Origin of the sequence: Paenibacillus sp. SAFN-054 (genome assembly GCF_051966755.1) — a bacterium.
Lineage (GTDB): Bacteria > Bacillota > Bacilli > Paenibacillales > Paenibacillaceae > Paenibacillus_AQ.
In genome coordinates this window covers 462172-485751 of record NZ_JBQCKS010000002.1, presented here as the reverse complement: position 1 = coordinate 485751, position 23580 = coordinate 462172, and the positions used below count along the sequence as shown (strand labels likewise).

The following is a 23580-nucleotide window of genomic DNA, read 5'->3' as shown; positions in this document are numbered from 1 at the left end:
TATATATGAGAAAAGAATCAGGGGAGGGTTAAGTCTCATGCTGCGCAAACGGTCACACAAACGGCTTCCCGGCTCGATCAGCACTAAAATCACCTTTGCTTATATCGGATTGTTTGCCTTATTAATCGTCCTGCTGGCGGTCACCACGTATTTCATTTCATCCAAAATCCTCATCAACAAATCGATCGAGAACATGGAGCAGAACTTGCGCCTGGCATCCGAAAAGCTGGACATGGTATTAAGCGAGGCCGAGACCTTCGCACAAATGGCGATTACCAATGAATACGTTCAGGAGATTGTCAGCAGCCCGAGATCCGATTATTTGGCTCACTTTAACGATCAAATCGCCATTCAGAATGCTTTGTTCGGCATGACGGAGAAGACGATGATCGATTCCGTCATCATCTATGACCGGATCGGCGGCATCTATGGCTCGGGCGTGGAGAAAGGCATTACGGACACGAGCGGACCCTATATGAATACATTTTCGGCGCAGACGAGTACCTCACGCTGGGTAGATACGATGCCGGCTAACTATCAGCGGGAGGATGGCGCGCGGAACGTCGTATCCCTGTACCAGAAGTTTTATTCTGCGCGGACCGGCCTGCCGATCGGACTGATCCAGCTTTCCATCAATGAAAAGAGCATCAGCCAGCAGTACGGAAACATTTCGATAGGGAGTGGCGGCAGCATTTTTATTATGAACCGCAGCGGCCAAATTGTCTCGGACGGCAGCAAAGGCCGGCTGTACGCATCGGTTTCGAACACGCCTTATTTTGAATGGGCTCTCAGCCATCAGGAAGGCGGCATATTCCAGGTTGAGGGCCGGAAGCAGATCGTGGTGTCGCGGTATTTTCCGAAACTGGACTGGATTATTCTCGGAATCGTGCCGGTAGGCGAGGTGACCAAGGACAACCAGCTGCTGATCCGGCAGTTCACGGCGTTGTGCCTGCTGTTTATCGCGGTGGCTGCCGTACTCACCTATGTGACCTCAAAGTCGATTACCCGGCCTCTGCTTGCGATGAAGAAAACCGTGAAGAAGATGAAGGAAGGCAATATGGACGTCGTCTTTGACGTGGAATCCAGGGACGAGATCGGAGCGCTCGGGTCCGAATTCAATAAAATGGTGAACCGGACCAAGCAGCTGATGGAGCAGATCGTGGAGGACGAAAAAAAGCGCAAGGAGATCGAGCTCGCCGCGCTGCAATCGCAAATCAATCCCCATTTTCTGTACAACACGCTCGAAAGCATCAGCGCGCTGGCAGACCTCGGCCGGGGAGAAGATATCGTCAGTCTTGTCAAGCAGATGGCGGCGTTTTATCGAGGGGTGCTCAGCAAGGGGAGTCCTATTATCCGGGTGGAGGATGAGCTGAACATTACGCGCAATTACCTGGATATCCTGAAGGTGCGTTACGGTGACCGAATCGACAGCCGATTCGACGTGGAGCCGGGGGTGCTCCCTTACAGATCCATCAAGCTCTTGCTGCAGCCGCTCGTGGAGAATGCGGTTTACCACGGATTGCGCTTTAAGCGGGGCAAAGGGGTCATCGGGATTCAGGTTTACAGCGAGAACGACCAGCTGATTTTAAAGGTGACCGATAACGGAATCGGCATGCAGCCCGAGAAGCTCCGTGCCATTATGCGGGAGCATTCGGCTCACGGAAGCGGCTTTGGCGTCAAAAGCACGGATGAACGGATCCGGCTGCATTTCGGGAATGGGTACGGGCTGCAGGTCAGCAGCGAATTTGGCGAAGGCACGACCGTGACGGCGACACTGCCGCTGCTCAGAATGGAGGGGGAATCCGAATGATACAGACGATGATCATCGATGACGAATATTTGATCCGGGAACGGCTGAAGCGCTCGGTTGAATGGGAGCGGCTGGGTTTGGCGTTCGCCGGGGAGGCGGAGGATGGGGAAGAAGCCCTGGAGCTGCTGCATGGTGTAGAAATTCCCATCCGGCTTGCGCTTGTGGACATCAACATGCCGATGATGGACGGACTCGAATTCGCGAAAAGGGCCAGAGAGAGCCATCCGGGACTGCATATCATTTTCCTTACAGGCTACAGCGATTTCGGCTATGTCAAATCGGCGCTGCGCCTCGGAGCGGCGAATTATATTCTCAAGCCGATCGATATGGATGAACTGGCAGAGACGCTGGCGAAGGTGCGTACGGCGATCGAAGAGGAGGAACGGACCCTGGCCGAATCTGCGGCCGTCGCAGAGGAGATTGCCGGAGCTCATGCGAGCAACCGCAGCAGCTTTTTGCTGCGATTGCTGAATGCCTCCTCCAGCATCCCGGAGGAGCAGCGGCGGGAGGGTCTGAGACGGTACTGTCCCCGTCTTCCGGACTGTGACCTGCTCGTCGCCGTAGCATGCGCCGACCATCCGGGTGAACCGGCCGAGGCCGCTGCAAGCCAGCCTGAAAAATATATGGAACGGGATTTTGAGGATGATAACAGCGGCATAGCCGTGCTGGCAGAGACAGCCCAATCTCTGCCGGGAACCGAGATCGGTTATGATGCGAGCGGGCGGCTGGTCGTGCTCGCTTCTGCCTCTGCCGGGCTGGAGGACGCATGGCGCCAAGCAGTGAAGAGACTGCGAAGCACCGCAGGCTTATGGGTATCCGCGGGGATCGGCGGTTTATGCAGCCCTGCGGAAGCAGACCGCGGATATAAGGAAGCGATGCTGTCCATGCGGCACAAAGCGGTATACGGAAGCGGAAGGGTCATCCGGTACGACGAGCTTCCCGCGGAATGGAAGCCGTTTCAGCTCGGAGGCCTCCGGGAGCAGCTGCTCATCGATCTCAGGCTGGGCAATCCGGAGGTGGCCGCAGGGCGAATCCGCGAACTGTTCACTCGTTTCATGTCGGCACCAACGCATCTCGACCAGCTTCACTATATCGTGTATGAGCTGACGGCTACCCTGAACGTATTCGCGGAAGAGCAGCAGATCGAAATGACGGAGGACGAAGCGGCTGCATTGAATGCGGCGGCGGCCATCGAGCGCCTGGAGATGCCTGACCGGATTGAAGCCTGGATTACAGGGAGGCTGAACAGCTTGTACACCCGTTCGGAGTCACAAAAGCGTACAGCCTCCGCCAGGCTGACGGAGTCGGCCAAGGCATATATTGACGCCAATTACGCGGACGTCGAACTGGATCTGCCGGCGATCGCAGACCATCTTCACATCAATGCGAATTATTTGAGCCGCATCTTCAAGGCAGAAAGCGGCCTGTCTGTGACCGAATACGTGACGCACTGCAGAATGAACAGGGCGAGGGAGCTGATCGTGGCCGGGCACCGGAACGTGGAATACGTTGCGGCACAGACCGGATATGCCGATCCCCATTATTTCAGCAAGTGCTTCAAGAAGCACTACCGCGTACCACCTTCCCGATTTACCGTGTAAGCCTTGGGCGAAAGCAAGGCGTGTACCGAATAGTCATAATATTCCCGGTCAGGTGGGGATATTACATTCGTTTTGAAACCGCTACCAACTATAATTCCAAATAAGATGAATGGAACGAAGGAAAGGATTCAGTGGAGTCAGCTTTCGTTCATTTCAGCTAGAAAAAGAAATCTACAGCACTTTGAAGGAGGCAGCGGCAATCTGATGAAGGTAATGAAAAAAGCCCACTGGACGTTAGCGTTACTGCTTGTAAGTTCGTTGGTTCTCTCGGCATGCGGCGGTTCGGGTCAGGATGGGAGCTCGGCGGACGGCGGAAAAAACGGTAAAAAGACACAGGTGAGGATCATGACGCGGTTATCCGGCTCCGATCTCAAATCCAAAGCCTTTAACGAGCTGCTCGGCAAATTCAAAACGGAGAATCCTGATATTGACGTCGTGAATGAATCAGTCAACGACGAAACCTCATATAACAACAAATTCAAAACGGCCGTTGCGACAGGCAACGTCCCGAACATCTGGATGAATTACGGCGGACAATCCTTCAAGGATTACGCCAAGAACATCGCGCTGGATCTTCAGCCGCTGCTCGATGAGGACAAGGCATGGAGCGGCGCGTTCAAGCCGCTGTTCAGCGGCTGGCAGTACAGCGACTTGGAAGGAACCTATGCAGTGCCGATGGAAGACAGCAGCGTAGCGATTTATTACAACAAGGATTTGTTCAAGAAGGCTGGCGTGGAGCCTCCGAAGACCATTGAGGAGATGACGGCCCTTGTCCAGCCCTTCAAGAAAATCGGAGCCGTTCCGATGCTCATGGGAGACAAGGAGAACTTCCGCGGCGGACACCTCATCAACAACTTGTCCTTCAAGCGGTTCGGATTCCAGAAAACCGAGGATCTTGTCAGCCGGAAGGCAAAATGGAACGACGCTGACATGGTGGAGCTGTTCCAGCTGATGAAGGATTGGCAATCCGCCGGAGTTCTGGGGGAGAATATCGTCACCCTCGATTCCAACGGCACGACGGCACAGTTCCTTGCCGGAAAAAGCGCCATGCTGTTCGAGGGTAACTGGGCCATTTCCCAGCTTTCTTCCTCGGCAATCGCGGATCAGATCGGCGTGATTCCGTTCCCTTATTTTGCGGACCATCCGGAGAATAAGGACGTCTGGTTCGGGACGGCAGGCGGTTACTCGGTTTCCAAGTCGATTTCCGGCGCCGAGAAAGACGCCACGATCAAGCTTCTCAAGTATTTGACAAGCGAAGACGCGTTTAAGTATTTTGCCCAAGCGACCAAAGGTGGAACGTATCCGGTGAACATCGAGCTGGACCCTTCCCAGATCGATCCGGTCACGAAGGAGTACATGGAAGCGCAGAAGAGCGCCAAGACCTTCCTGGCCGAAATCGAAACCTATGATACCATACCTTCGCTTCAGGATAAGCTGCGCAGTGAAATTCAGGGGATGTTTGCCGGCTCAAGCCCGCAGCAGACCGCGGACAACGTCCAGAAGGTCGTTAATTCGAATCATTGATCGTTGTCGCACGATCGGGATCACCATGCCGCCGGCAGCTCGAAGCCTTTACGGAGAGAGCCCGGCGGCTCGTCATTCGCAGCCTAAATCCGAACGGAGGGGTATCGCTTGAACAAACGGAGAACATACGGGGCAATCGCGTTGCTGCTCTTGCCCGGACTTTTACTCTATACGATCGCTTTTATCTATCCGGCTATCCAGACGGTGTATCAATCCTTTTTCGACTGGAACGGCATCTTCAACGTTCCCCTGACCTTCGATGGCATCAACAACTACAAGGAAATGCTGGATAATCCGAACTTCTACAGATCCCTGAAAAATGTAGGACTGTTCATCGTCGCATCCTTCGTTCTGATATTGCCGATCGGCCTCTCTTTGGCGCTGATCGTCACGAGCCGGATGCGGGGCAAGCGCTTTTTCAAAGTCGCTTTCTTCATTCCTTCGATCCTGCCGCTGACGTCGGTCGGCCTGATGTGGCAGTTCCTGCTGAAGAGCGACGGTCTCGTAAACAAGCTGCTGGAAATGCTCGGTCTCGGCTCGTTGGCGCATGATTGGCTGGGAGAGCCCGCGCTTGCGATTTATACGGTGGTGGTCGTGAATGCCTGGATATACTGCGGGCAGAACATGATTATTTTCGCCAGCGGACTGGTCGCCATCCCGGATGAAATTTACGAGGCGGCGTCGCTGGATGGCGCGAACGGACTTCAGAAGCTGATGCATATTACGCTTCCTTTAATGAAGGAAATTTTCAAGGTGTTCGCCGTGCTGGCTGTCACTCAATCGATCCGGGTGTTCGGGCAGATCTATGTCATTACGGGCGGCGGTCCAAACGGTGCAACGGATGTGCCGACGACCCTGCTGTATAATGAGGCCTTCAAGTTCAATAACTTTGGCGTGGGCAACAGTATCGGTACCTTTATGATTGTGGCTGCCCTTGTCGTTACCGTCATCATGAACTTCCTGACCAGCTCCAGAAGCCGCGCCAAGAAGAAGGGGGTGCAGGCATGATCAAGCTGAGAAGAACGCCGCTTTATGCTTTCTCGGTCATTGCAGCCGTTATATTTCTGTATCCGCTGCTTTATTCCTTTTTCTCGTCGCTGAAAGACAATGTGGAGATCTATAACAACTCGGTCTTCTCGATGCCGGATGTCTGGCGATGGAATAACTACCGTATGGCGCTCGTGGATGCCAAGATCAGCCGGGCGATCTTGAACTCCTTTATCTACGCGATTCCGGGAACGGCCCTGTGTCTGGTATTGTCGCTGATGGTTGCATTCGTATTGTCCCGGTACAGCCTGAAGTTGAATGCGTTTCTGTACAATTATTTTGCAATCGGCCTCATGATCCCCGTCTTTTCCCTGATGATACCGATTTCCAAAATTATCGGCGCGCTGCATTTGTTCAACAGCTACCCGCTGATGATCGTGCTGTATGGCGTGTTCGAAATGCCGCTCGCCATCTTCCTCATTACGGGTTACATGAAGGGCATCAGCAAGGAGCTGGACGAGTCGGCCATCATCGATGGCTGCGGGCCGATCCGCATGCTGTTCCGCATCATCGCCCCGTTAACGATGCCGGCTGTATCGACGGCAGGCATCCTGAGCTTCTTCGATATCTACAATGATCTGGTATGGAACGTCATCCTCGTATCGGACCAGAATATGAACAATATTTCGATGGCGCTGATGTCTTTTGTCGGCCAGCAGGGCTCTTCACAGCTCGGACCGACCTTTGCGGGCATCATGCTGACCATCGTGCCTACGATCATCGTGTATCTGTTGTTCCAGGAAAAAGTGGAAAAGGGGCTTAGCGCGGGAGCCGTCAAAGAATAACGGCACAAGCGCGGGACACCCGCGGCAAACGACCGCAATCAGCACCGCCCGGCAATCCTGCCGGGCGGTGTTTTTAATTGGTATATGGGTTTTGCCTGAGTCGAACCTATTGTATAATCATAGAAACCAACCGAATGATAGACACCCGTGTGACCCGGCTTAAGATAGGCGTAATTCTTATAGCCGGGTCACTGTGTCTTGTGCGAATAGCAGGCTTGGGCGGCACTCTGAGAGAGGGATGCCGTGACCGAAATTTAATCGTGAAATGGAGACGTTAAAGACACAATGACTCAAGAGACAGAACTGATACGGCAGGCAGAGCAATATGTGAAAGGGGAATTGGCCGGAGAAGCGAGCGGCCATGACTGGTGGCATATTGAGCGGGTGCGGAATCTTGCGCTGGATATTGCGGAGAAGGAGCATGCCGATCGCGTCGTATGCGAGATCGCTGCGCTGCTGCATGACATCGCGGACGAAAAGCTGAACGAGAGCAAGGAAGCGGGCCTTAGCAAGGTGCGCAGCTGGCTGCAGGCCCATACGGACAACACGGAGCTGGTCGGCGAGGTGATGGAGATCATATCGACCATGTCCTATAACGGGGGAGGCAATCCCCCGATGACCACGCTGGAAGGGCAGGTCGTCCAGGATGCGGACCGCCTCGACGCACTGGGCGCGATCGGCATTGCCCGAACATTCGCATACTCGGGTGCCAAGGGGCGAGTCATCCATGATCCCGGACTTAGCCATGAAGAACAGGCACAGGAGGATTACCGTTCCAACAACAAAACGTCGATCTATCATTTTTACGAAAAGCTGCTGAAGCTGAAGGACCTTATGAACACGCCTTACGCGCGCGAACTGGCCGAACAGAGGCATGCGTTTATGGAGCTGTATTTGCAGCAGTTCTACAGCGAGTGGAATGTGCACAAAGGTTCGGATTCATCGCACCAGGCTTAGAAAGAAGCTGCACCAAATTTTAACCTTGAAGGGAGAAGCAATTCAATTGAATACCGCTAATCGGATTACGTTAGCCAGAATCGCCCTGATCCCGCTGTTTATGTTGTTTTTCACGAAATGGCCTGCATGGATGGCGGAGAACAGCGAACTCCTCCAATTCTTGAACCGTTACGGTCTGCACATCGCGATTGCGATTTTTATCCTTGCTTCGGGGACGGACAAGCTGGACGGCTATGTAGCGAGGAAGTACAACCAGATTACCAACCTGGGAAAGCTGCTTGACCCGCTTGCCGATAAGCTGCTCATTTCCGTGGCGCTCATTATGATGGTGCAGGCGGATATGGTTGCTTCATGGGTAGCCGTTATTATGATCGGACGGGAATTCGTCATTACGGGACTCCGTATGATCGCTTCCGCGCAGGGGGTTGCCTTGGCTGCGGACAAGCTGGGGAAGTGGAAAATGGTGCTTCAGGTCACTGCCATAGCGGCCGTGCTGCTGGGAAGTGCCCCCATTCCGGGAGTTGCCGCTATCCATGCGGATGACATCCTGATGCTGCTCGCTGTAGGTATGACGCTGATCTCAGGCGTGAACTATCTCCTTCAGAACTTCAAGGTTTTGAAACTGAATGATATGTAGGTAGATATGAAAATATTCTATAGGAGGCTTTGGAATGACCCAGCCATTTTCTTTCCTTCGCGTTGGCTACGTCTATGTCCCGACGACTCGAACGCAGGCGTCGAGGTGCAGGAACTGCAAACGCTCGGAGAGGGCGAAGCCAAGTACTTTTACTTCCAGGATCCCGAAGGCAACCTGCTCGAGGCAGCCTGGTCGAAATGGGATGAAGAGGATGAGATCAAGGAACATTTCAAGTCATAGGGATCAACTGTAGGCTTGCAAAAGGGAGGGGACGGTATTTATGAAAAGGATAGCGGCCATATGCTGTATTTTAGCGGTGCTGTTCTTCCCCGCTGAGGCATCAGCCAGTTGGGCTTATCCTTTCGTTGTTTATAACCACGGCACCTATGTCGTGTCGGATGAACAGGTAAGCAAGGACCAAATTGGCAAACCAATCGGAAAAGTAACCCGCTACTCGGATCGGGAAGGCACCTATGGCGGTAACTTTTCCAACATATATCCGAAGGGGACCGTCTATTATAAAATCAACAATATCAGTCCCAAGCAGCAGATTGCAGTTCAGGCGGATGCCGATACCTATGTGAAGGCCGTATATCAGGGGCCGTATGCCGGACGAGAAGAACCGGGAACGGCAGGATGGATCTACTTTGCCGGAAGCGCTCTTGTGATCTTTGCCGTCGTCCTTGCACTATACCACCGTCATCGCAGCAGAATAAGCAAGAGGTAGTCCCTTACGGAAAAGGAGAGATCAGGATGAAACCAAAGATCGTCATGGCCGGTGGAACAGGGTTTATCGGGGCATTTCTGGAGGAGCAGTTCAAAGAGCGGGGATACGAGGTCCTCATGATCTCTAGGAAATCCGGACATATCGCATGGAACGACGCGGCCGGCATCCGACATGCGCTGGAGCATGCGGAACTGCTGATCAATTTGGCAGGGAGGTCCGTGAACTGCCGTTATAACGAGAAGAACAAGGCGGATATTATGAATTCGCGCACGGAAACGACAGGTATCCTGGGACAAGCCGTGCTGGACTGCGAGCACCCGCCGGCGCTGTGGATCAACTCCAGTACAGCCACCATTTACCGCCATGCCGAGGATCGGCCCATGACCGAAGCAGAGGGTGAAATCGGTACCAGGTTCTCCGTGGACGTCGCCAAAGCTTGGGAGCAGAGCTTCTTCTCCTTTGCCCTTCCACAGACCCGTCAGGCTGCGCTGCGGATCGCGATTGTCCTGGGCCGCGGCGGCGGGGTGATGATTCCTTATCAGAATCTCGTCAGGTTCGGCCTCGGCGGCGTTCAGGGGCCCGGAAGCCAGAAATTCAGCTGGATTCATCTGCATGACATTCTGGGGATCATTCTCTTTCTCCGGGATCGATCCGATCTCAGCGGAGTATTCAATGTTTCGTCCCCGAACCCGGTGACCAACCGGGAGCTGATGCTTAAACTTCGCCAAACGATGAAAATGCCCGTCGGGCTTCCATCACCGGCGTGGATGCTTGAGATGGGCGCCCGGGTGATTCAGACTGAAACCGAGCTGATTCTCAAGAGCCGCTGGGTCATCCCGGAAAGGCTGGAGCAAGCGGGTTATTCCTTCCAATACCCGACGCTTGAACAAGCTCTTCAGCAGATCTTCGAGCCATAAATATTGCTTTAGTTAATCTCCAAAGAGAGGTAAACTATCTTTATGGGCCTTTATACGATACATTCTGAAGGGAGCATCAACCATGTCTTTTGAGCCTGCCAATACGCTGGAAGAGAAGCTTGTCAAAGCGATCACGGAGCCCTCGGCCAGACCTGACTTTTATAACGAACTCCGTAACTCCGAAATTTATACGATTCAAGGCGGGCCAAGCCCCGTGCAAGAAAAGACCGAGCTGACCGCGGGACAGTCCGTGCAGCTGCTGAGCGTGGAAATGGACGGGAAAAGGTATCTTCCCATTTTTTCATCGCTTACCCGCATGCAGGACTTTATCAAGGAGCCGGTTCAATACCTGGCCATCAACGCTTTGCATTTCTTCAATCTGACCAAAGGGGCCGACGTACTGCTGAATCCGGGCTCTCCTTTCGGCAAAGAGTTCAGCGCCCGGGAGATCGAGTCGATTCTGGATGGATCCGTTTTCAATGCCCAGGAAGCCTACGTCGTGGAGAAAAACACGCAGACCATGATCGGTCCGCCTTCCGAGCCTCCGACTGAGCTGCTCGAAGGACTGAACACCCTGTTTAGCGATCGCCTCAAAAACGTGATCTGCGCCTACAATGCCCAGGTGTTCAACCCGCGTACCGACAGAGCGCCGCGCACGTTAATCGCGATCAGCTACATCGGCAAAGGGGATAAGATTATCGAGGAGTGCGGCAAAGTGGCCGAGTCCGTACAAGTACAGTTCCCACCGGTGGAATTCATCGAGCTGAACGGAACATCGGGGCTCGAAAGCTATTTTGAAGGGCAAAGCAAACCGTTTTATTTGAAGGAAACATTCTGATCCGTTTGAAATCACCGCAGCCCGGGTTCCGACTCATCGGAGTTCGGGTTTTTTCTTGGATCCATGTACATGATACAATGATACTCAGACGAACCAACGAAGAGAGGTACATAAGCATGAGTGAAGACCATTCGCACCCTGAATGCCCGTATTGCGGAAAGGCGATCGTTTCGCCCTATTTCGAAGGCAGCTATGAGGGACACGTCCGGGTCTGCAGCCAAATCGATGAACACAGCACCGCCGAACATATCATTCATGTGCTGGAAACGGAAGATGAGGGAGCGCCGTTGCGCGTGCTGGTGCAGCGGGACCGGCTGGATTCCATCCTTTCCAGAAAAGATGTGGACGCCGAAGCGAAGGAAAGGACACGCCGTTTTTTTGAGGAAAAGGATGCGTGCTTGCAGCAGCTTTTTCCGGACGAAATTATGGAAATTTACGGTGCGTACGTCCAAAGAATGAATCTGCTGTATGATGTTGTCGTGAAGATGGACTTAACGAAAAGGCCATTTGAGGCTTTTTTGGCGCAAGATCTGGGCGACCCTGCCCGAAAAACGGCGATGATCGGTCTTTCGGGACAATTTTATAGTATAATCTACTCCTGAATTTAGATTTCGTGTAAAATAGTGGATGATTGCCGCCGCAGACCGCAACACCCACGCTGAGACAAACCTGGCCACGTACATCGCCGGGTTTTTTTTGCGTTTTCGTAAAAAGGGCTGAAGGAGGAGAGCGAATGACATTGAACAAACGGCTCGCTGCAGCGCTTGCCGTATTGCTGATAATGGGTGGCCTCATGCTCGGAATGCTGCTTCGCAAGGGTGACGGCCCTGTTCAGGCCCCCGAACGCAGCAAGGCTTGGGAAGCATTCACGCTTAGCGGGAAGGGACAATATTGGCAGTTGAGTGACTATAAAGTTATCAGGACTTCGTCATCCATTTATCGCGGCAAAGGCAGTCTAAGTTACCGGGGAAATCCAAGCGAGATTGATGAGTCCACGTATTTCGGCTACTCACTATACGAGCGCCAGAGTAGTGGTGAGTCGTGTTCCGTACACAGCCACACCTCTACTTCCGTTAACGGTCCGGTCGGCATTCTTGACAGTATCCAGCAGTTGGGTGCGATTGAAGGCGAGCCTTCCACCTGGGAGCTTGCAGAAACCGTACAGGATTTCGATAACGCGTACATGGAGATGAGTTGGAGAGACAATCAGGGAGAAATGCATACAGAGAATATTCCGCTGAAAGTAACGGAAGCGTACTCAAGCTTGAATTAACGAAGAGGAGGAATGATTATGAGCGAAACGGCGGCAGCGGGAGGTTCATTGGTGGGTGTGATTCCAATGATCATCCTATTGGTTATCTTTGGGCTGGGCATCGCCTGCATGATTCTATTCATTCGCTTCGCCACGCGCGCGATCAAGGCGCTGGATATTTATCTGGCCGAAAAGACTCGCAGATAGTGATAGATTCTCCTTGTCGCAATGTGTATAATTTTGTTAAAAACAAGCGAATTTGCTTGCTTGCCCGGTTTTTGACTATTTTATTGGGGGATGATTGAATGAGCAAAGTTGAGTTTTCCGTTCAGGTTCGTCTGGTATCCGATCTGGCTGCATCCAAGGCATTCTATGAAAAGGTGCTTGGCTGCGAGGTGAACGACTTCTGGGCCGTCCGCGACGAGTTCGCGCTTGGTTTCAAGCTGATCCAGGCGGCCGAGCTTAGAGATGTGGAGCCGAATAAGCAAGGCAAGGACCAGCCCTTGGCCTGGGATACATATGCATACGTGGAGACGCATGGCGATTTGGACCAGCTGTATGAAGAATTGAAGGCGAACGGAGCCCGCTTCATTCAAGAGCCGGTTTTGACCGAAGCGGACTGGGGAGCGTGGAAGGAATTTACGATTGCAGACCCGGACAACTACTCCATCGGCTTTGGGTCAGGCAAGAAGGATTAGCAGGGAATGCCGCTGTCATGCTCCAGAGAAGTGAGATGGCGGCATCACCTTTTATAAGGAGGGCGTGAACCTATGGATAACGGATCAGGCGGCTATGTCGTCGGATGGGGGACGCTGGCTTTAATCAATGCCGGGCTTGCGCAGGGCAAAAATCGGAACGGGCTGAACTGGTTTCTGATTTCGCTTCTGATCGGCCCTTTGGCAACCTTGTTCATCGTGGTGTGGGACAAAAAATGAGGGGAAATCGCTTTTTGATCGGCCAATACGGTTCCTTTGATACCGGCAAATTTGAAAGGGATTTCCGCGAAGGATTTTACGGTATCGAAGCCTGCCTGCTTCAGGCCGACGAAGATGTGCTTTTATTGCAGAAAATCGCTCGGGAGCATTCCTTCCGGATCGGTGTCCACTATCCTCTTCGGGACAACGGGCGTACCATCCGGGATGCGCTCTTTCTCTCCGACGATCCCGGGGAACGGGAGCAAGCCTACAGGTTCGTTCAGACGGATCTGAATGAGATGCATGCTCTGGGGCTGGATCCGGCGTATATCCTTTTTCATTATCCGAAGCCGGTCATTCTGGATGACCGCGTAGACTGGAGTACTTGGCATTTCAGTGGCCCACAGGAGTATGTTTACGAGAGCAAGTATTCTTTTGATACCTTTAAAGACCGCACAGAAGAGCTTTTCCGGTGGCTGAGCGGTCAGGCCGAGCGGGTTGGCTTTACACCCGTGCTCGAATTCGACGCGCTGAACAGGTATGTGTATGATTCGGATGCTCTGGAGGAGCTGCTGCAGAAGTACCCTAAGATCCGCTTATGCCTGGATACCGGCAGGTTGTATTTGCAGGAACGAAGAGATCCTTCATTCCTGTCCGTACCGCTCATGCGAAAATACGCCAAGTACGCGGAAGTCATCCACCTGTGGAATCTGCAGTATGGCGACGGCTTCGTCAAGCTTCGCTATCCGGTGCTGCCTGAGCAGCTGCATGCTGACGGCTGGGCACCAATCAGGGAATATCTCACCATCATCCGGGAGGAGAACCCGAACGTGAAAATCCAGTTCGAGCATCGTTCGGAGCTGATTAGCCAAGAAGACCTGGACCGCTGCTACGGCTGGGTGGCAGGACTGCTCGCGGGCGATGACCTATGAATAAGTAAGGGGGTTAGAGGAAGCAACATGGATCAATGGGCATACAAAACCGTGAAGTACAGCACCGGCGGTTTATTCGGGGGAAAGGTTGACGAAGAGGCATTTGAGAACCTGCTGAACAGCTACGGCTTTGACGGCTGGGAGCTGGTTTCCTGCTTCGATACCAATTACAGCCAGGGTCAATCCCGGGACGTCATTGCGATTTTCAAGCGGAAGGTGTAGGGACGAAGGATAGGGAATAGCAGGGCCATTCGTGATGAATGCGCATCTGCTATTTTTTTATCTAGAACTCGGACAGGCATCAAATTTCAACATTTGCCTTTAAGGCTGTCTTCATATATAGTTTAGTTAACTAAACTAAAATAGTAGGGGCGGTTTTAAATTGGAAAAAGAGATGACATCGATTCAAGTGAAACCCAAAAGGCGAATTTTTTATAAAGTTGGCATGGTGCTTTTAGTCCTTTCGCTTTTGGTCTGGCTGATCCCGGTTATTACGCCGTTTACCCCCCTTTCCGTAAAGCTGAAGACTGGTCTCATTACAGGAAGCCTGATATTTGCGGAAATCACGTTTTGGATCGGTGCTTTACTTGTCGGAAAAGAAGTAGCTGCCAAATTTAAAAGCTATTTAAATCCTAAAAACTGGCGGAAAAAAGGGGACAGGCCAAAGAATGAGTAGTATGAATATAGCAGAGCAAATTAACCAAACCATTGAAGACATATGGATTCAGCTTGAAAAAAAGGAAAGAGCCTATACGAATTTTAAATTAAATAATCAACAATACGTGTTATTAACATTAATTATTCGGCATCCGTTTTCTACGCCTACAGATTTAGCTGAGAAAATGGATATTTCCAAAAGCGCCGTCAGCCAGCAATTAGCCAAGCTTGAAAAGGAAGGCTATGTTATTAGAAAACAACATGCAGAAGACAAGCGAACATTTTCTGTTGGATTAGGCGAAAAGGGGCTGCTTTATCAAAAAGAAATGGAAGCATTCAATCAACTCATTTCCGAAAAATATTATGCGAATGTATCGTCAGCAGAAATGAAAAATATGTTATCAGCACTTCAAAAGCTGCGAGAATTACTTGAGTAGCCGTTTTCCGAAGCTCTTTCGTATCGTTTGCATGAAAATGGAAAGAGGGACAGCGTGGCTGTCCCTTAGTTTTTCATTTTAAAACTATTGTTGTTGTTTCGCGGTTAATTCCCGCATTTCAGGAACGGTCGGATTTGCCAAATAATGGCCGCCTTCCACCTCGATGGTTTGTCCAGTGATGAACTTCGACTCATCCGACGCCAGGAACAGCACGGTATATCCGATATCCTCCGGCTCGCCATGATAGGATACGGCGTTATGCTTCTCGAACATGTGCAGCATCGCTTCCGGCAGGTTGTTCTTCGCAGCCGGAGTCAGAATGAGGCCCGGAGCTACGGCATTGCTACGGATGCCCTGCTTGCCGTATTGCGTTGCCACGTATTTCGTCAGTTGCACCACAGCAGCCTTGGAGGCGCCGTATGCAGTACGCACGGAGTCGCTGGCGAATGCGGACATGGAGGCCGTGTTGATGATCGATCCGCCGCCGGCTTTGATCATATGCGGAATGGCGTATCTGCAGCCGAACACGACGCTTTTTAAATTCACGTTCATCTGGCGATCCCACTCATCCATATCCATGTTGACGATATCGAGATCCTTTTTCAAATTGGTCACGCCGACATTATTAAACATCACATTTACGGTGCCGTAGGCTTCCACCGTTGTGTCCACCACTTCTTTAATGGATTCTTCCTTCGATGCATCGAGGAACATGGCTTTGGCTTCAAAGCCTTGGCTGACGAGTTCCTGAGCGGCTTTTTCCGCACCTTCCACGTTAAAGTCGGCAATGACGACTTTTGCGCCTTCTTTGGCCATCAGCTGCGCCGATGCGAGTCCAATGCCGGATGCTCCTCCCGTTACGATAGCTACTTTACCTTGTACGCGTCCCATTTTCGTTCCGCCCTTCATATAGTTTAAATTTTTAAAATTAGATATCTAATAACTAAAACCGTGAAGTATTATATCATTAACGAATTCGGAAAATCAAATGTCCTTCTGAAAGACAAAAAGCCGTAAAAATGCGTGTTGTTGATACCCGTTATACTTTTCTTAATGATGGATTAATATGCTTTATTTCCGTCTAGGATCAAGGGATAATCAAGTGAGCTTCGCGCGCGTGTAATATTGTAAATGGACCTCAGTGAACGAAGGAAGGAGGGAAATCATGGGCTATTTTTTGGTGGCCATATTCTTGTTTTTGGGAGGGAGTTGGCTTTTACATGAGTGATGAAGAGATCGAGGAAGAACTTGAGAAGCATATCGAACCTCCGGATGAAAGGAACGATCGCACGTAAGGTGGATAAAACCCCGTGTTTCCCTTACACTAATAGCATGAGTTCCTTGATTGGCCCCGTTTGGGTTTTATCAGAGCATCAGGCACATGACAGCCTGGAAATTTACATAGAAGGAAGGCCTGTAGATTGTCTTACGAGTGGGTTTTATTGGATGCAGACGAAACGTTGTTTGATTTTAGAATGTCCGAGTCACGCGCGTTGTCCACGGTGCTGGCAAGCATGCAGCTGGATCCGGAGGACCTCGCGATAACGGACTCCTACAACCGCATCAACCGCGGACTGTGGAAGGAACTTGAGCAGGGGCTGATCAATTCGACCGAGCTGAAAGTGGAAAGATTCCGGCGGTTTTGCCTTGAACAAGGGTTGAACGAAGATGCCGGGGTGATCAGCGACCGGTACATTCAATCGCTTTCGGAGCAGGCCTTTATTCTGGCAGGCGCGCTTGATCTTTGCCTGTATCTGAAGGATAACGGCTATCGCATGGCGATCATTACCAACGGCATCAAGCAGGTGCAGTTCGGGCGGATCAACCGTTCAGAGCTGAAGGATTTTTTTGAAGCGGTCATCGTATCCGAGGACACGGGCTTCCAAAAGCCGCAGCCGGGTATTTTCGAGCATGCGTTTGCCGCAATCGGAAGCACCGAGAAGGAGAAGATGCTGATGGTCGGCGACTCCCTGACCTCGGACATCCAGGGAGGAATCAACGCGGGCATCGATACCTGCTGGTTTAACCCGGACCGGGTTACGAACGACACGGGCATCATACCTACGTATGAGATTCATGATCTCGCCGAGCTGAAGGCGATCCTCGAGCGAAGCCGCTCCCAGGGATGAAAGCGTATCGATCATGACAACAATTTGACGCTTATGTAACCTTATTGTGACGATTTGGACCGCGGGATGATTTATAGTTGAGCTATAAGATCACCCGCCCGGAGGGAGTTTTCAGGGATATTTTTATGAATCGTCCCGTTTGAAAATAACTCGGCAGGGTAATGGATGATATGGAAATGAAATACATTGTCCATAAAGGAGATATTTTCAATGAAAAAATTGACGCTGTTTGCTACCCTCTTGATCGTCGCCCTGCTGAGCTTTACGACATCGGCCAGTGCAGTCGGAACGGATAAGGAATATGCCCCGGTTCCTCCGAGTGAGGACACAGTAACAGCTTATATATCGTCGCTGCAAAGCGAAGACGGACATCTGGTCATTCAGGCCGACCCTATCGAGTGGTACGAGGGCGCCGCTGCCGACCAGAAGTTCATGGAATTCGACAAGGAAGCCGCTGAAGAACTTGGCGGAGCTCCGGACGGCTACTACATCGTCAACGATGACAATGCGCTGCAAACCTACGACGTTGCTCCGGATGCAAAAGTGCTGATGCAGATTTATGACCATGACGGTACCTACGAAAGCATGCAGATCAACTGGAACGAGCCCGTATCGCTGGACAAATACCTGGCGATCATGAACAACGATAAGCTGATGGACATGAAAGGCTTTCCTTACCACCTGACCATTCGAGACGGCAAAGTGGTGCAAATCGTGCAGCAGTATATCCCTTAACCTATCATGTGAAATGTTAAATCCAGTACTTTATAAGTACTGGATTTTCTAGTTTGGAGCGGCTTTCCTGGGAAATACCCAACCGTATATGGTGGGGATCGGATGGTTTACTAATGAATGCTCCAAATATTGGCTCAACATCGCAAATAGTGCTTTACTAAAGAGAAAGCAGCGGAGGTACATCCAATGAAATAAATGAATACCAGCATTATTTCGTTCGGATAAAACGGAAATGTTCTGAAGAAGCGGTAGCGCTCGCCTTATTTTACAGATGCGATCCGCCGCTTGCATCGATCAGCTGTCCTGTAATCCAGCGGCTGTCGGGCGAGGCGAGAAAAGCGGCGATATCCGCAATATCGCCCGGCTGTCCCCATCGTCCAAAAATCGAGAATTCGGCACCGTACTGTCTTCCTTCCGGGCTTTGCAGGGTACCGGCATTCATGTCTGTTTCAACAAATCCCGGAAGTATCGCATTGATCGTTATGCCACGCGGTCCCAGCTGATTGGCCAAAGCCAGCGTCAGGACGTTGATCGCGCCCTTCGTCATGCTGTAAGCAGGAAGAGCAGGGAGCGATATTCTGGTGACAGCGGATGACAGGTTAATGATCCGCCCGTCATTCCGGAGACGGGACAGCGCTTGCTGGATTATAAAAAAGGGGGCCTTGACGTTGACGGCCATGATTTCATCAAAGGCCTGCTCTGTCGTCTCCTCGATGGTAACGGGGAGGCCCAACCCCGCATTATTGACCAAAATATCCAATTGGCCATTTCCTGTCCGTTCATGCAGCTGCGTATCTAATGTACCGAACAGCCGCTCGATCTGACTTGTCAAACCAAGCTCCGCACCTATGGCGAACGCCGCTCCGCCGCGCTGTTCAATTTCCTTCACGACCGCCTCGCCCGCGGCACGATTACGCCCATAATGTACTGCGACGAGAGCCCCTTCTTCTGCAAGGCGCAGCGAGATGGAACGTCCTATTCCGCGGCTTCCGCCAGTTACGAGTGCTGTTCTGCCATTTAACTTGCCCATATCTTCAACTCCCTTTGGTTTTAACAGCCTGCGCATCTGTTTGAGACAGTTATACCATAGGGGGAATATCGAAATGTTGCTCTCTAATTCCGGCGGTTACCGAGGCGCTAGGGTAGGGGGGAATGTAAATTCGCATATGCGAGGAGGAAATTTAAAAGCGCATATGCGATAATGAAGGTACAATTTTAGCATTGAAAATGAACGAATAGACGGGGGAACCTATGAACTCGATCCGCAGATTTGTCATATTCGGCTTGCTGGAAGCGCGCTCTTGCATCTTTCCGGCCGTGATCTTCCTGACGCTGGCCGCTTCGAAGCTGATCCATATTCCCGGTCTGCCCAGGTATGATTTCATCCTGATGGTATGCATCCTGGCGCAGGCGCTCATGCTCGTATTCAAATTGGAGACCTGGGATGAGTTTAAGGTTATCTGCATGTTTCACATCATCGGACTGCTGCTGGAGTTATATAAAGTACATATGGGCTCGTGGTCGTACCCGGAAGCCGGCTGGAGCAAAATCGGCGGCGTGCCCTTGTACAGCGGCTTCATGTACGCGAGCGTAGCCAGCTATATTTGCCAGGCGTGGCGGCAGATGAATCTGCGGATCACCCACTGGCCGCGTGCCTATTGGACAGTGGGAATCAGCATCCTGATTTACCTCAACTTTTTCACTCACCATTATGTGTGGGATTTGCGCTGGTGGCTGACGCTGCTTTTGGCCATCATTTTTTTCAGAACGTTCGTATACTTTGACGTAGCAGGTAAAACCTACCGTATGCCGCTCGTATTTTCTTTTATTTTAATCGGCTTTTTCATCTGGGTGGCGGAGAACATATCGACCTTCTTCGGCGCATGGCAGTATCCGGACCAGGAGCGTGCCTGGAGAATCGTGCATATCAGCAAGATCAGCTCCTGGTTCCTGCTCGTGGTAATCAGCATCATCATCGTGGCGCAGCTGAAAAAGGTGAAGGCAGGCGAACAGGCAGTGGACCTCAGCAGCCCGAACAACGGAGCCGTTCAGCCGCCGACCCAATAAAAAAGGGAGCCTGCCCGGCTCCCTTTTCAAATTCTGCTTCGCACGTTCCGTTCAGAATATCCCCATGCTCAGATAGCGTTCTCCGGTGTCCGGAGCGATGCACAGCACCCGCTTGCCCGGACCAAGCCGCCGGGCCACCTGAAGGGCTGTCCAAACGGCAGCCCCCGAAGACGGGCCGACCAGAATGCCTTCCTCCCGCGTCAATCTGCGCGTCGTTTCAATCGCATCTTCATCGCTCACCTGAAAAATTTCGTCGTACACATCGGTGTTGAGGATCGGCGGGACAAAGCCCGGGCTTGTACCAACCAGCTTGTGCGGCCCCGGTTGTCCCCCCGAGAGCACCGGCGATCCCTTGGGCTCGGCGACGTAAATGCCGATGCCGGAAATTCGCTCCTTCAATACTTCGCCAGTACCGGTAATGGTGCCGCCTGTGCCTGCGGTAGCGACGAAGGCATCAAGCCGTCCATCCATCTGATCGATAATTTCCAGTGCCGTCGTATGGCGGTGAATGTCCGGATTGGCCGTGTTTTCGAACTGCTGCGGAATGAAGCTGTCCGGAATCTCCCTGCCGAGCTCTTCCGCCTTGCGGATGGCTCCGGGCATGCGTTCGGCGGCGGGGGTGAGCACCACCTCGGCGCCATAGGCCTTGAGTATATTAATCCGTTCCTTGGTCATATTGTCCGGCATGACCATGATGGCGCGGTAGCCTTTGGCTGCGGCATTCATGGCCAGGCCGATCCCGGTATTGCCGCTCGTCGGCTCTATGATCGTCGAACCGGGCTTCAGCCGCCCGTCTTTTTCCGCCTGGGCAATCAGGTTGAAGGCCGCGCGGTCCTTTACGCTTTTACTGGGATTATAAAATTCGAGCTTTACGTATACCTCCGCATCGGAATCGCTTGTCAGGCGATGCAGCCGGACCGCAGGCGTATGGCCGATAAGCTCGGTAATATTTTGTACCACTTTTGGTTGTGTCATGATGGACAGCGCTCCTTTATGATGGTATTCGCACTAAACCGATAGACTTCTCCGTTATTATAGTTCTTATTGGTTCATTACACAATTAACAGGATCGATAGCTTCACAGTGCGGAGGAGCTGCGCGAGGAACGCTTCCGTGATATTTTTTCCGGAAGGACAAAAAATAATAGCTGCATCACCGTAAAAATCAGCAGGGCGATGCCTTCTTCAGCCAGCAGATAGAGAGGGTACGGGCCAAGGAAATCCAGGATGGACGCGGTTGAAGGCTTATGCATCAGGAACATGTAGTTGGCGCCAAGAACATAGTCCAGGAATCCCACACAGAGAGCAGCAGCGTTCAGGAAAATCATCGTGTGCCCGATCGACCTCCACGTCGGCCGGTAATTTTCGACCCAGGTCATATACAAAGAGGCAAGGATGATCAGGATGTGGGCAGCAAAGAATTGGTAGAAACGGATATGCGGAAAAGCATAGGCGAGATTGGGCGTGAGCATGGCCTGCATGGCACCGCCGATTCCGGCGAAGAACAGAATTCCGAACAGCAGGCGGCTCCTGGTCAGGAGCATGACGATCGAGAGCAGCAGCGTCAGACTGCAGAGCTCAAGAGGGAGCGTATATTGCAGGCTCCAGTTCCCTTCCGTAATATTCCATATATCGAGCACGGCTTCCGACCCAGCCAGGAGGGCGGCCAGAGAGCAGCGCAGCAGGTGCTTGGCGCGGGTGTTACTTAGAATCTTATGCCTGAATGAATAGAGCAGCAAAGAAGCAGTCACGAGCAGCAGGAGCGCCAGCAGGTGCGAAGATGAGAACAGGATAAACGAATCGGTCATGGACATTTCTCCTGAGGGGAATTAGTAAAGATACAATACCATATTATCCCACAAACGAAGATGGGAGAAGATAAATTTCCGCTTGCCTTTTTGGATCGTCGGGAATAGTATGTAACTATACAAGTTGTACGTACAATTAAGTTATATTTTATATGTTACAGTATATGTATGTACAAGTGTATCGAGCATATATATGATTTAGGAGGCGCTTACAGATGAATTTGAAACCGCACTCATTTTGGTTTGTAACAGGCAGTCAGCATTTATACGGCCCCGAGACGCTGGAGCAGGTCGCCGAACACTCGCGAATCATCGCGGAGCAGATGGACCTTGATCCGGACCTCGCGTATCCGGTGGTATTCAAGCCGATCGTAACAACGGCGGATGAGATATACAGCCTGATCGTGAAGGCGAACAGCGATGAGGAATGCGCAGGCATCATCACCTGGATGCACACCTTCTCTCCGGCCAAAATGTGGATTGCAGGGCTCTCGCAGCTTCAAAAGCCGCTCCTTCATCTACATACCCAGTTTAACCGCGATATCCCATGGGATACGATGGACATGGACTTTATGAACCTGAACCAGTCCGCGCACGGCGACAGGGAATACGGACATATTGGGGCACGTCTCGGAATCGCCCGTAAAATCGTGGTCGGACACTGGGAAGACCGCGAAGTGCGCGGCAGCATTGCCGGATGGCTGCGGACGGCTGCAGCATATGCCGAGAGCCGCCGCCTGAAGGTGGCGCGTTTTGGGGATAACATGCGCGAAGTAGCGGTTACCGACGGTGATAAGGTGCAGGCGCAGATTCAATTCGGCTGGTCGGTTAACGGATATGGCATTGGAGATCTGGTGCAGATCGTGAACGAAGTCAGCGACCGGGAAGTGAAGGCGCTGGTGAACGATTATGCGGAGCAATATACGATAACGAAGGCCGGACTTGGGGATGGACCGGTACGGGATTCGATCGCCTACCAGGCGCGGCTTGAAATTGCGCTGAAGAGATTCCTGGAAGACGGCGGATTCGGTGCATTCACGACCACCTTCGAGGATTTGCACGGCCTCAAGCAGCTTCCCGGCCTGGCGGTTCAGCGCCTGATGGAGGCAGGCTATGGCTTTGGCGGCGAAGGCGACTGGAAGACGGCGGCGCTGACCCGCGTGCTGAAAGTGCTCGCAGACAATAAGAGTACGTCCTTCATGGAGGATTACACGTACCATTTCGAGCCCGGAAACCATATGATCCTTGGCGCGCACATGCTTGAAGTATGCCCGACTATTGCCGCCACCCGCCCTAGCATAGAAGTACATCCGCTCGGCATCGGCGGCAAAGAGGACCCGGCCCGCATCGTATTCGATGGCCAGGATGGCCCGGCAGTCAATGCATCCCTTGTGGATCTGGGACATCGTTTCCGCCTGCTGGTGAATGTGGTTGACGGCGTGAAGGTGGAGAAGCCGATGCCGAAGCTGCCGGTTGCCCGGGTCTTGTGGAAGCCGCAGCCTTCGCTGCGCGAATCGGCTGAAGCGTGGATGCTGGCGGGAGGGGCGCACCATACCGTGCTGTCGTACGCGATTACGGTGGATCATCTGACCGATTTTGCGGAAATGGCCGGCATCGAAGCAGTCGTTATTGACAAAAACACCTCGGTTCAGCGCTTCAAAAACGAGCTTTTATGGAGCGATGCAGCGTACCGTTTACGATAGTCGATTAGTCATATACGCTTGTCTGCATTCGCCCAGCCTATGATACAATACATGCATATGAAGAATCGCTTCATTACCAGCGTAACGCGCAGGTCTGAAGAGTT

28 protein-coding genes are annotated in these 23580 nt (G+C 52.1%); 24 read left to right on the top strand and 4 right to left on the bottom strand.

Features of this window, described 5'->3' with window-relative positions; genetic code table 11:
• Positions 1-37: 37 nt before the first annotated feature.
• From ACTHPM_RS13625 to ACTHPM_RS13530, 20 genes are all read left to right on the top strand, one after another.
• On the top strand, positions 38-1810 hold the full coding sequence (locus tag ACTHPM_RS13625; RefSeq protein WP_440395818.1) for a sensor histidine kinase: 1773 nt from the start codon (positions 38-40) through the stop codon (positions 1808-1810).
• Complete coding sequence (locus tag ACTHPM_RS13620; RefSeq protein ID WP_440395819.1) at positions 1807-3411, top strand: response regulator transcription factor; 1605 nt, start codon at positions 1807-1809, stop codon at positions 3409-3411. The genes ACTHPM_RS13625 and ACTHPM_RS13620 overlap by 4 nt, the downstream gene beginning before the upstream one ends.
• Before the next feature lie 204 nt (positions 3412-3615).
• Positions 3616-4935: an extracellular solute-binding protein gene (locus ACTHPM_RS13615; protein WP_440395820.1), complete on the top strand. Its 1320-nt coding sequence runs from the start codon at positions 3616-3618 to the stop codon at positions 4933-4935.
• A 108-nt stretch (positions 4936-5043) separates the two neighbouring features.
• Positions 5044-5943 carry a carbohydrate ABC transporter permease gene (locus ACTHPM_RS13610; RefSeq protein WP_440395821.1) on the top strand — a complete coding sequence of 300 codons (900 nt, stop codon included), beginning with the start codon at positions 5044-5046 and terminating at the stop codon, positions 5941-5943.
• Positions 5940-6767, top strand: coding sequence for a carbohydrate ABC transporter permease (locus tag ACTHPM_RS13605; protein ID WP_440395822.1), 828 nt, complete (start codon positions 5940-5942; stop codon positions 6765-6767). The genes ACTHPM_RS13610 and ACTHPM_RS13605 overlap by 4 nt, the downstream gene beginning before the upstream one ends.
• Positions 6768-7052: 285 nt before the next feature.
• Complete coding sequence (locus ACTHPM_RS13600) at positions 7053-7724, top strand: HD domain-containing protein (RefSeq protein ID WP_440395823.1); 672 nt, start codon at positions 7053-7055, stop codon at positions 7722-7724.
• A 46-nt stretch (positions 7725-7770) separates the two neighbouring features.
• Complete coding sequence (pgsA, locus tag ACTHPM_RS13595; RefSeq protein ID WP_440421571.1) at positions 7771-8361, top strand: CDP-diacylglycerol--glycerol-3-phosphate 3-phosphatidyltransferase; 591 nt, start codon at positions 7771-7773, stop codon at positions 8359-8361.
• A gap of 105 nt (positions 8362-8466) precedes the next feature.
• Complete coding sequence (locus ACTHPM_RS13590; protein WP_440395825.1) at positions 8467-8601, top strand: hypothetical protein; 135 nt, start codon at positions 8467-8469, stop codon at positions 8599-8601.
• 40 nt (positions 8602-8641) lie between these two features.
• Complete coding sequence (locus ACTHPM_RS13585; RefSeq protein ID WP_440395826.1) at positions 8642-9088, top strand: hypothetical protein; 447 nt, start codon at positions 8642-8644, stop codon at positions 9086-9088.
• A 26-nt stretch (positions 9089-9114) separates the two neighbouring features.
• Positions 9115-10005: a TIGR01777 family oxidoreductase gene (locus ACTHPM_RS13580; protein WP_440395827.1), complete on the top strand. Its 891-nt coding sequence runs from the start codon at positions 9115-9117 to the stop codon at positions 10003-10005.
• Positions 10006-10087: 82 nt separating this feature from the next.
• Positions 10088-10843 (top strand): enhanced serine sensitivity protein SseB C-terminal domain-containing protein, encoded by a 756-nt coding sequence (locus ACTHPM_RS13575; RefSeq protein WP_440395828.1) that lies wholly within the window; start codon positions 10088-10090, stop codon positions 10841-10843.
• A 116-nt stretch (positions 10844-10959) separates the two neighbouring features.
• Positions 10960-11445, top strand: coding sequence for a hypothetical protein (locus ACTHPM_RS13570; RefSeq protein WP_440395829.1), 486 nt, complete (start codon positions 10960-10962; stop codon positions 11443-11445).
• Positions 11446-11576: 131 nt separating this feature from the next.
• Positions 11577-12116 (top strand): hypothetical protein, encoded by a 540-nt coding sequence (locus tag ACTHPM_RS13565; protein WP_440395830.1) that lies wholly within the window; start codon positions 11577-11579, stop codon positions 12114-12116.
• An 18-nt stretch (positions 12117-12134) separates the two neighbouring features.
• Positions 12135-12302: a hypothetical protein gene (locus ACTHPM_RS13560; protein ID WP_440421569.1), complete on the top strand. Its 168-nt coding sequence runs from the start codon at positions 12135-12137 to the stop codon at positions 12300-12302.
• Positions 12303-12400: 98 nt separating this feature from the next.
• On the top strand, positions 12401-12793 hold the full coding sequence (locus ACTHPM_RS13555; RefSeq protein ID WP_440395832.1) for a VOC family protein: 393 nt from the start codon (positions 12401-12403) through the stop codon (positions 12791-12793).
• A gap of 72 nt (positions 12794-12865) precedes the next feature.
• Positions 12866-13030, top strand: a complete 165-nt coding sequence (locus ACTHPM_RS13550; protein WP_440395833.1) for a hypothetical protein — start codon at positions 12866-12868, stop codon at positions 13028-13030.
• A gap of 14 nt (positions 13031-13044) precedes the next feature.
• Positions 13045-13941 (top strand): sugar phosphate isomerase/epimerase, encoded by an 897-nt coding sequence (locus ACTHPM_RS13545; protein WP_440395834.1) that lies wholly within the window; start codon positions 13045-13047, stop codon positions 13939-13941.
• A gap of 27 nt (positions 13942-13968) precedes the next feature.
• Positions 13969-14163 carry a DUF4177 domain-containing protein gene (locus tag ACTHPM_RS13540; protein WP_440395835.1) on the top strand — a complete coding sequence of 65 codons (195 nt, stop codon included), beginning with the start codon at positions 13969-13971 and terminating at the stop codon, positions 14161-14163.
• 160 nt (positions 14164-14323) lie between these two features.
• The gene (locus ACTHPM_RS13535; RefSeq protein WP_440395836.1) at positions 14324-14617 is read left to right on the top strand and encodes a transporter suffix domain-containing protein; all 294 of its coding nucleotides are present in this window, start codon (positions 14324-14326) and stop codon (positions 14615-14617) included.
• Entirely contained in the window at positions 14610-15035 is a 426-nt protein-coding gene (locus tag ACTHPM_RS13530; protein ID WP_440395837.1) for a MarR family winged helix-turn-helix transcriptional regulator, read from the top strand. The genes ACTHPM_RS13535 and ACTHPM_RS13530 overlap by 8 nt, the downstream gene beginning before the upstream one ends.
• Before the next feature lie 84 nt (positions 15036-15119).
• On the opposite strand, the gene ACTHPM_RS13525 is transcribed toward ACTHPM_RS13530, so the two are convergent.
• Positions 15120-15926, bottom strand: coding sequence for an SDR family NAD(P)-dependent oxidoreductase (locus tag ACTHPM_RS13525; protein WP_440395838.1), 807 nt, complete (start codon positions 15924-15926; stop codon positions 15120-15122).
• Positions 15927-16456: 530 nt separating this feature from the next.
• Here ACTHPM_RS13525 and ACTHPM_RS13520 point away from each other — a divergent pair.
• Positions 16457-17164 carry a YjjG family noncanonical pyrimidine nucleotidase gene (locus ACTHPM_RS13520; RefSeq protein ID WP_440395839.1) on the top strand — a complete coding sequence of 236 codons (708 nt, stop codon included), beginning with the start codon at positions 16457-16459 and terminating at the stop codon, positions 17162-17164.
• 210 nt (positions 17165-17374) lie between these two features.
• A complete protein-coding gene (locus ACTHPM_RS13515; RefSeq protein ID WP_440395840.1) occupies positions 17375-17899 on the top strand; it encodes a hypothetical protein in 525 nt (174 codons plus the stop codon).
• Between the two features lie 265 nt (positions 17900-18164).
• Here the strand turns inward: ACTHPM_RS13515 and ACTHPM_RS13510 are convergent, their stop codons facing one another.
• On the bottom strand, positions 18165-18929 hold the full coding sequence (locus tag ACTHPM_RS13510; RefSeq protein WP_440395841.1) for an SDR family oxidoreductase: 765 nt from the start codon (positions 18927-18929) through the stop codon (positions 18165-18167).
• A gap of 221 nt (positions 18930-19150) precedes the next feature.
• On the opposite strand from ACTHPM_RS13510, the gene ACTHPM_RS13505 reads away from it, so the two are divergent.
• The gene (locus tag ACTHPM_RS13505) at positions 19151-19966 is read left to right on the top strand and encodes a DUF817 domain-containing protein (protein ID WP_440395842.1); all 816 of its coding nucleotides are present in this window, start codon (positions 19151-19153) and stop codon (positions 19964-19966) included.
• 51 nt (positions 19967-20017) lie between these two features.
• Here the strand turns inward: ACTHPM_RS13505 and cysK are convergent, their stop codons facing one another.
• Both cysK and ACTHPM_RS13495 read right to left on the bottom strand, forming a co-directional pair.
• Positions 20018-20941 carry a cysteine synthase A gene (cysK, locus tag ACTHPM_RS13500; RefSeq protein WP_440395843.1) on the bottom strand — a complete coding sequence of 308 codons (924 nt, stop codon included), beginning with the start codon at positions 20939-20941 and terminating at the stop codon, positions 20018-20020.
• Between the two features lie 103 nt (positions 20942-21044).
• Positions 21045-21773, bottom strand: a complete 729-nt coding sequence (locus ACTHPM_RS13495; RefSeq protein ID WP_440395844.1) for a YwaF family protein — start codon at positions 21771-21773, stop codon at positions 21045-21047.
• A gap of 215 nt (positions 21774-21988) precedes the next feature.
• Here ACTHPM_RS13495 and araA point away from each other — a divergent pair, with 215 nt between their 5' ends.
• A complete protein-coding gene (araA, locus tag ACTHPM_RS13490; protein ID WP_440395845.1) occupies positions 21989-23476 on the top strand; it encodes an L-arabinose isomerase in 1488 nt (495 codons plus the stop codon).
• Positions 23477-23580: the final 104 nt, after the last annotated feature.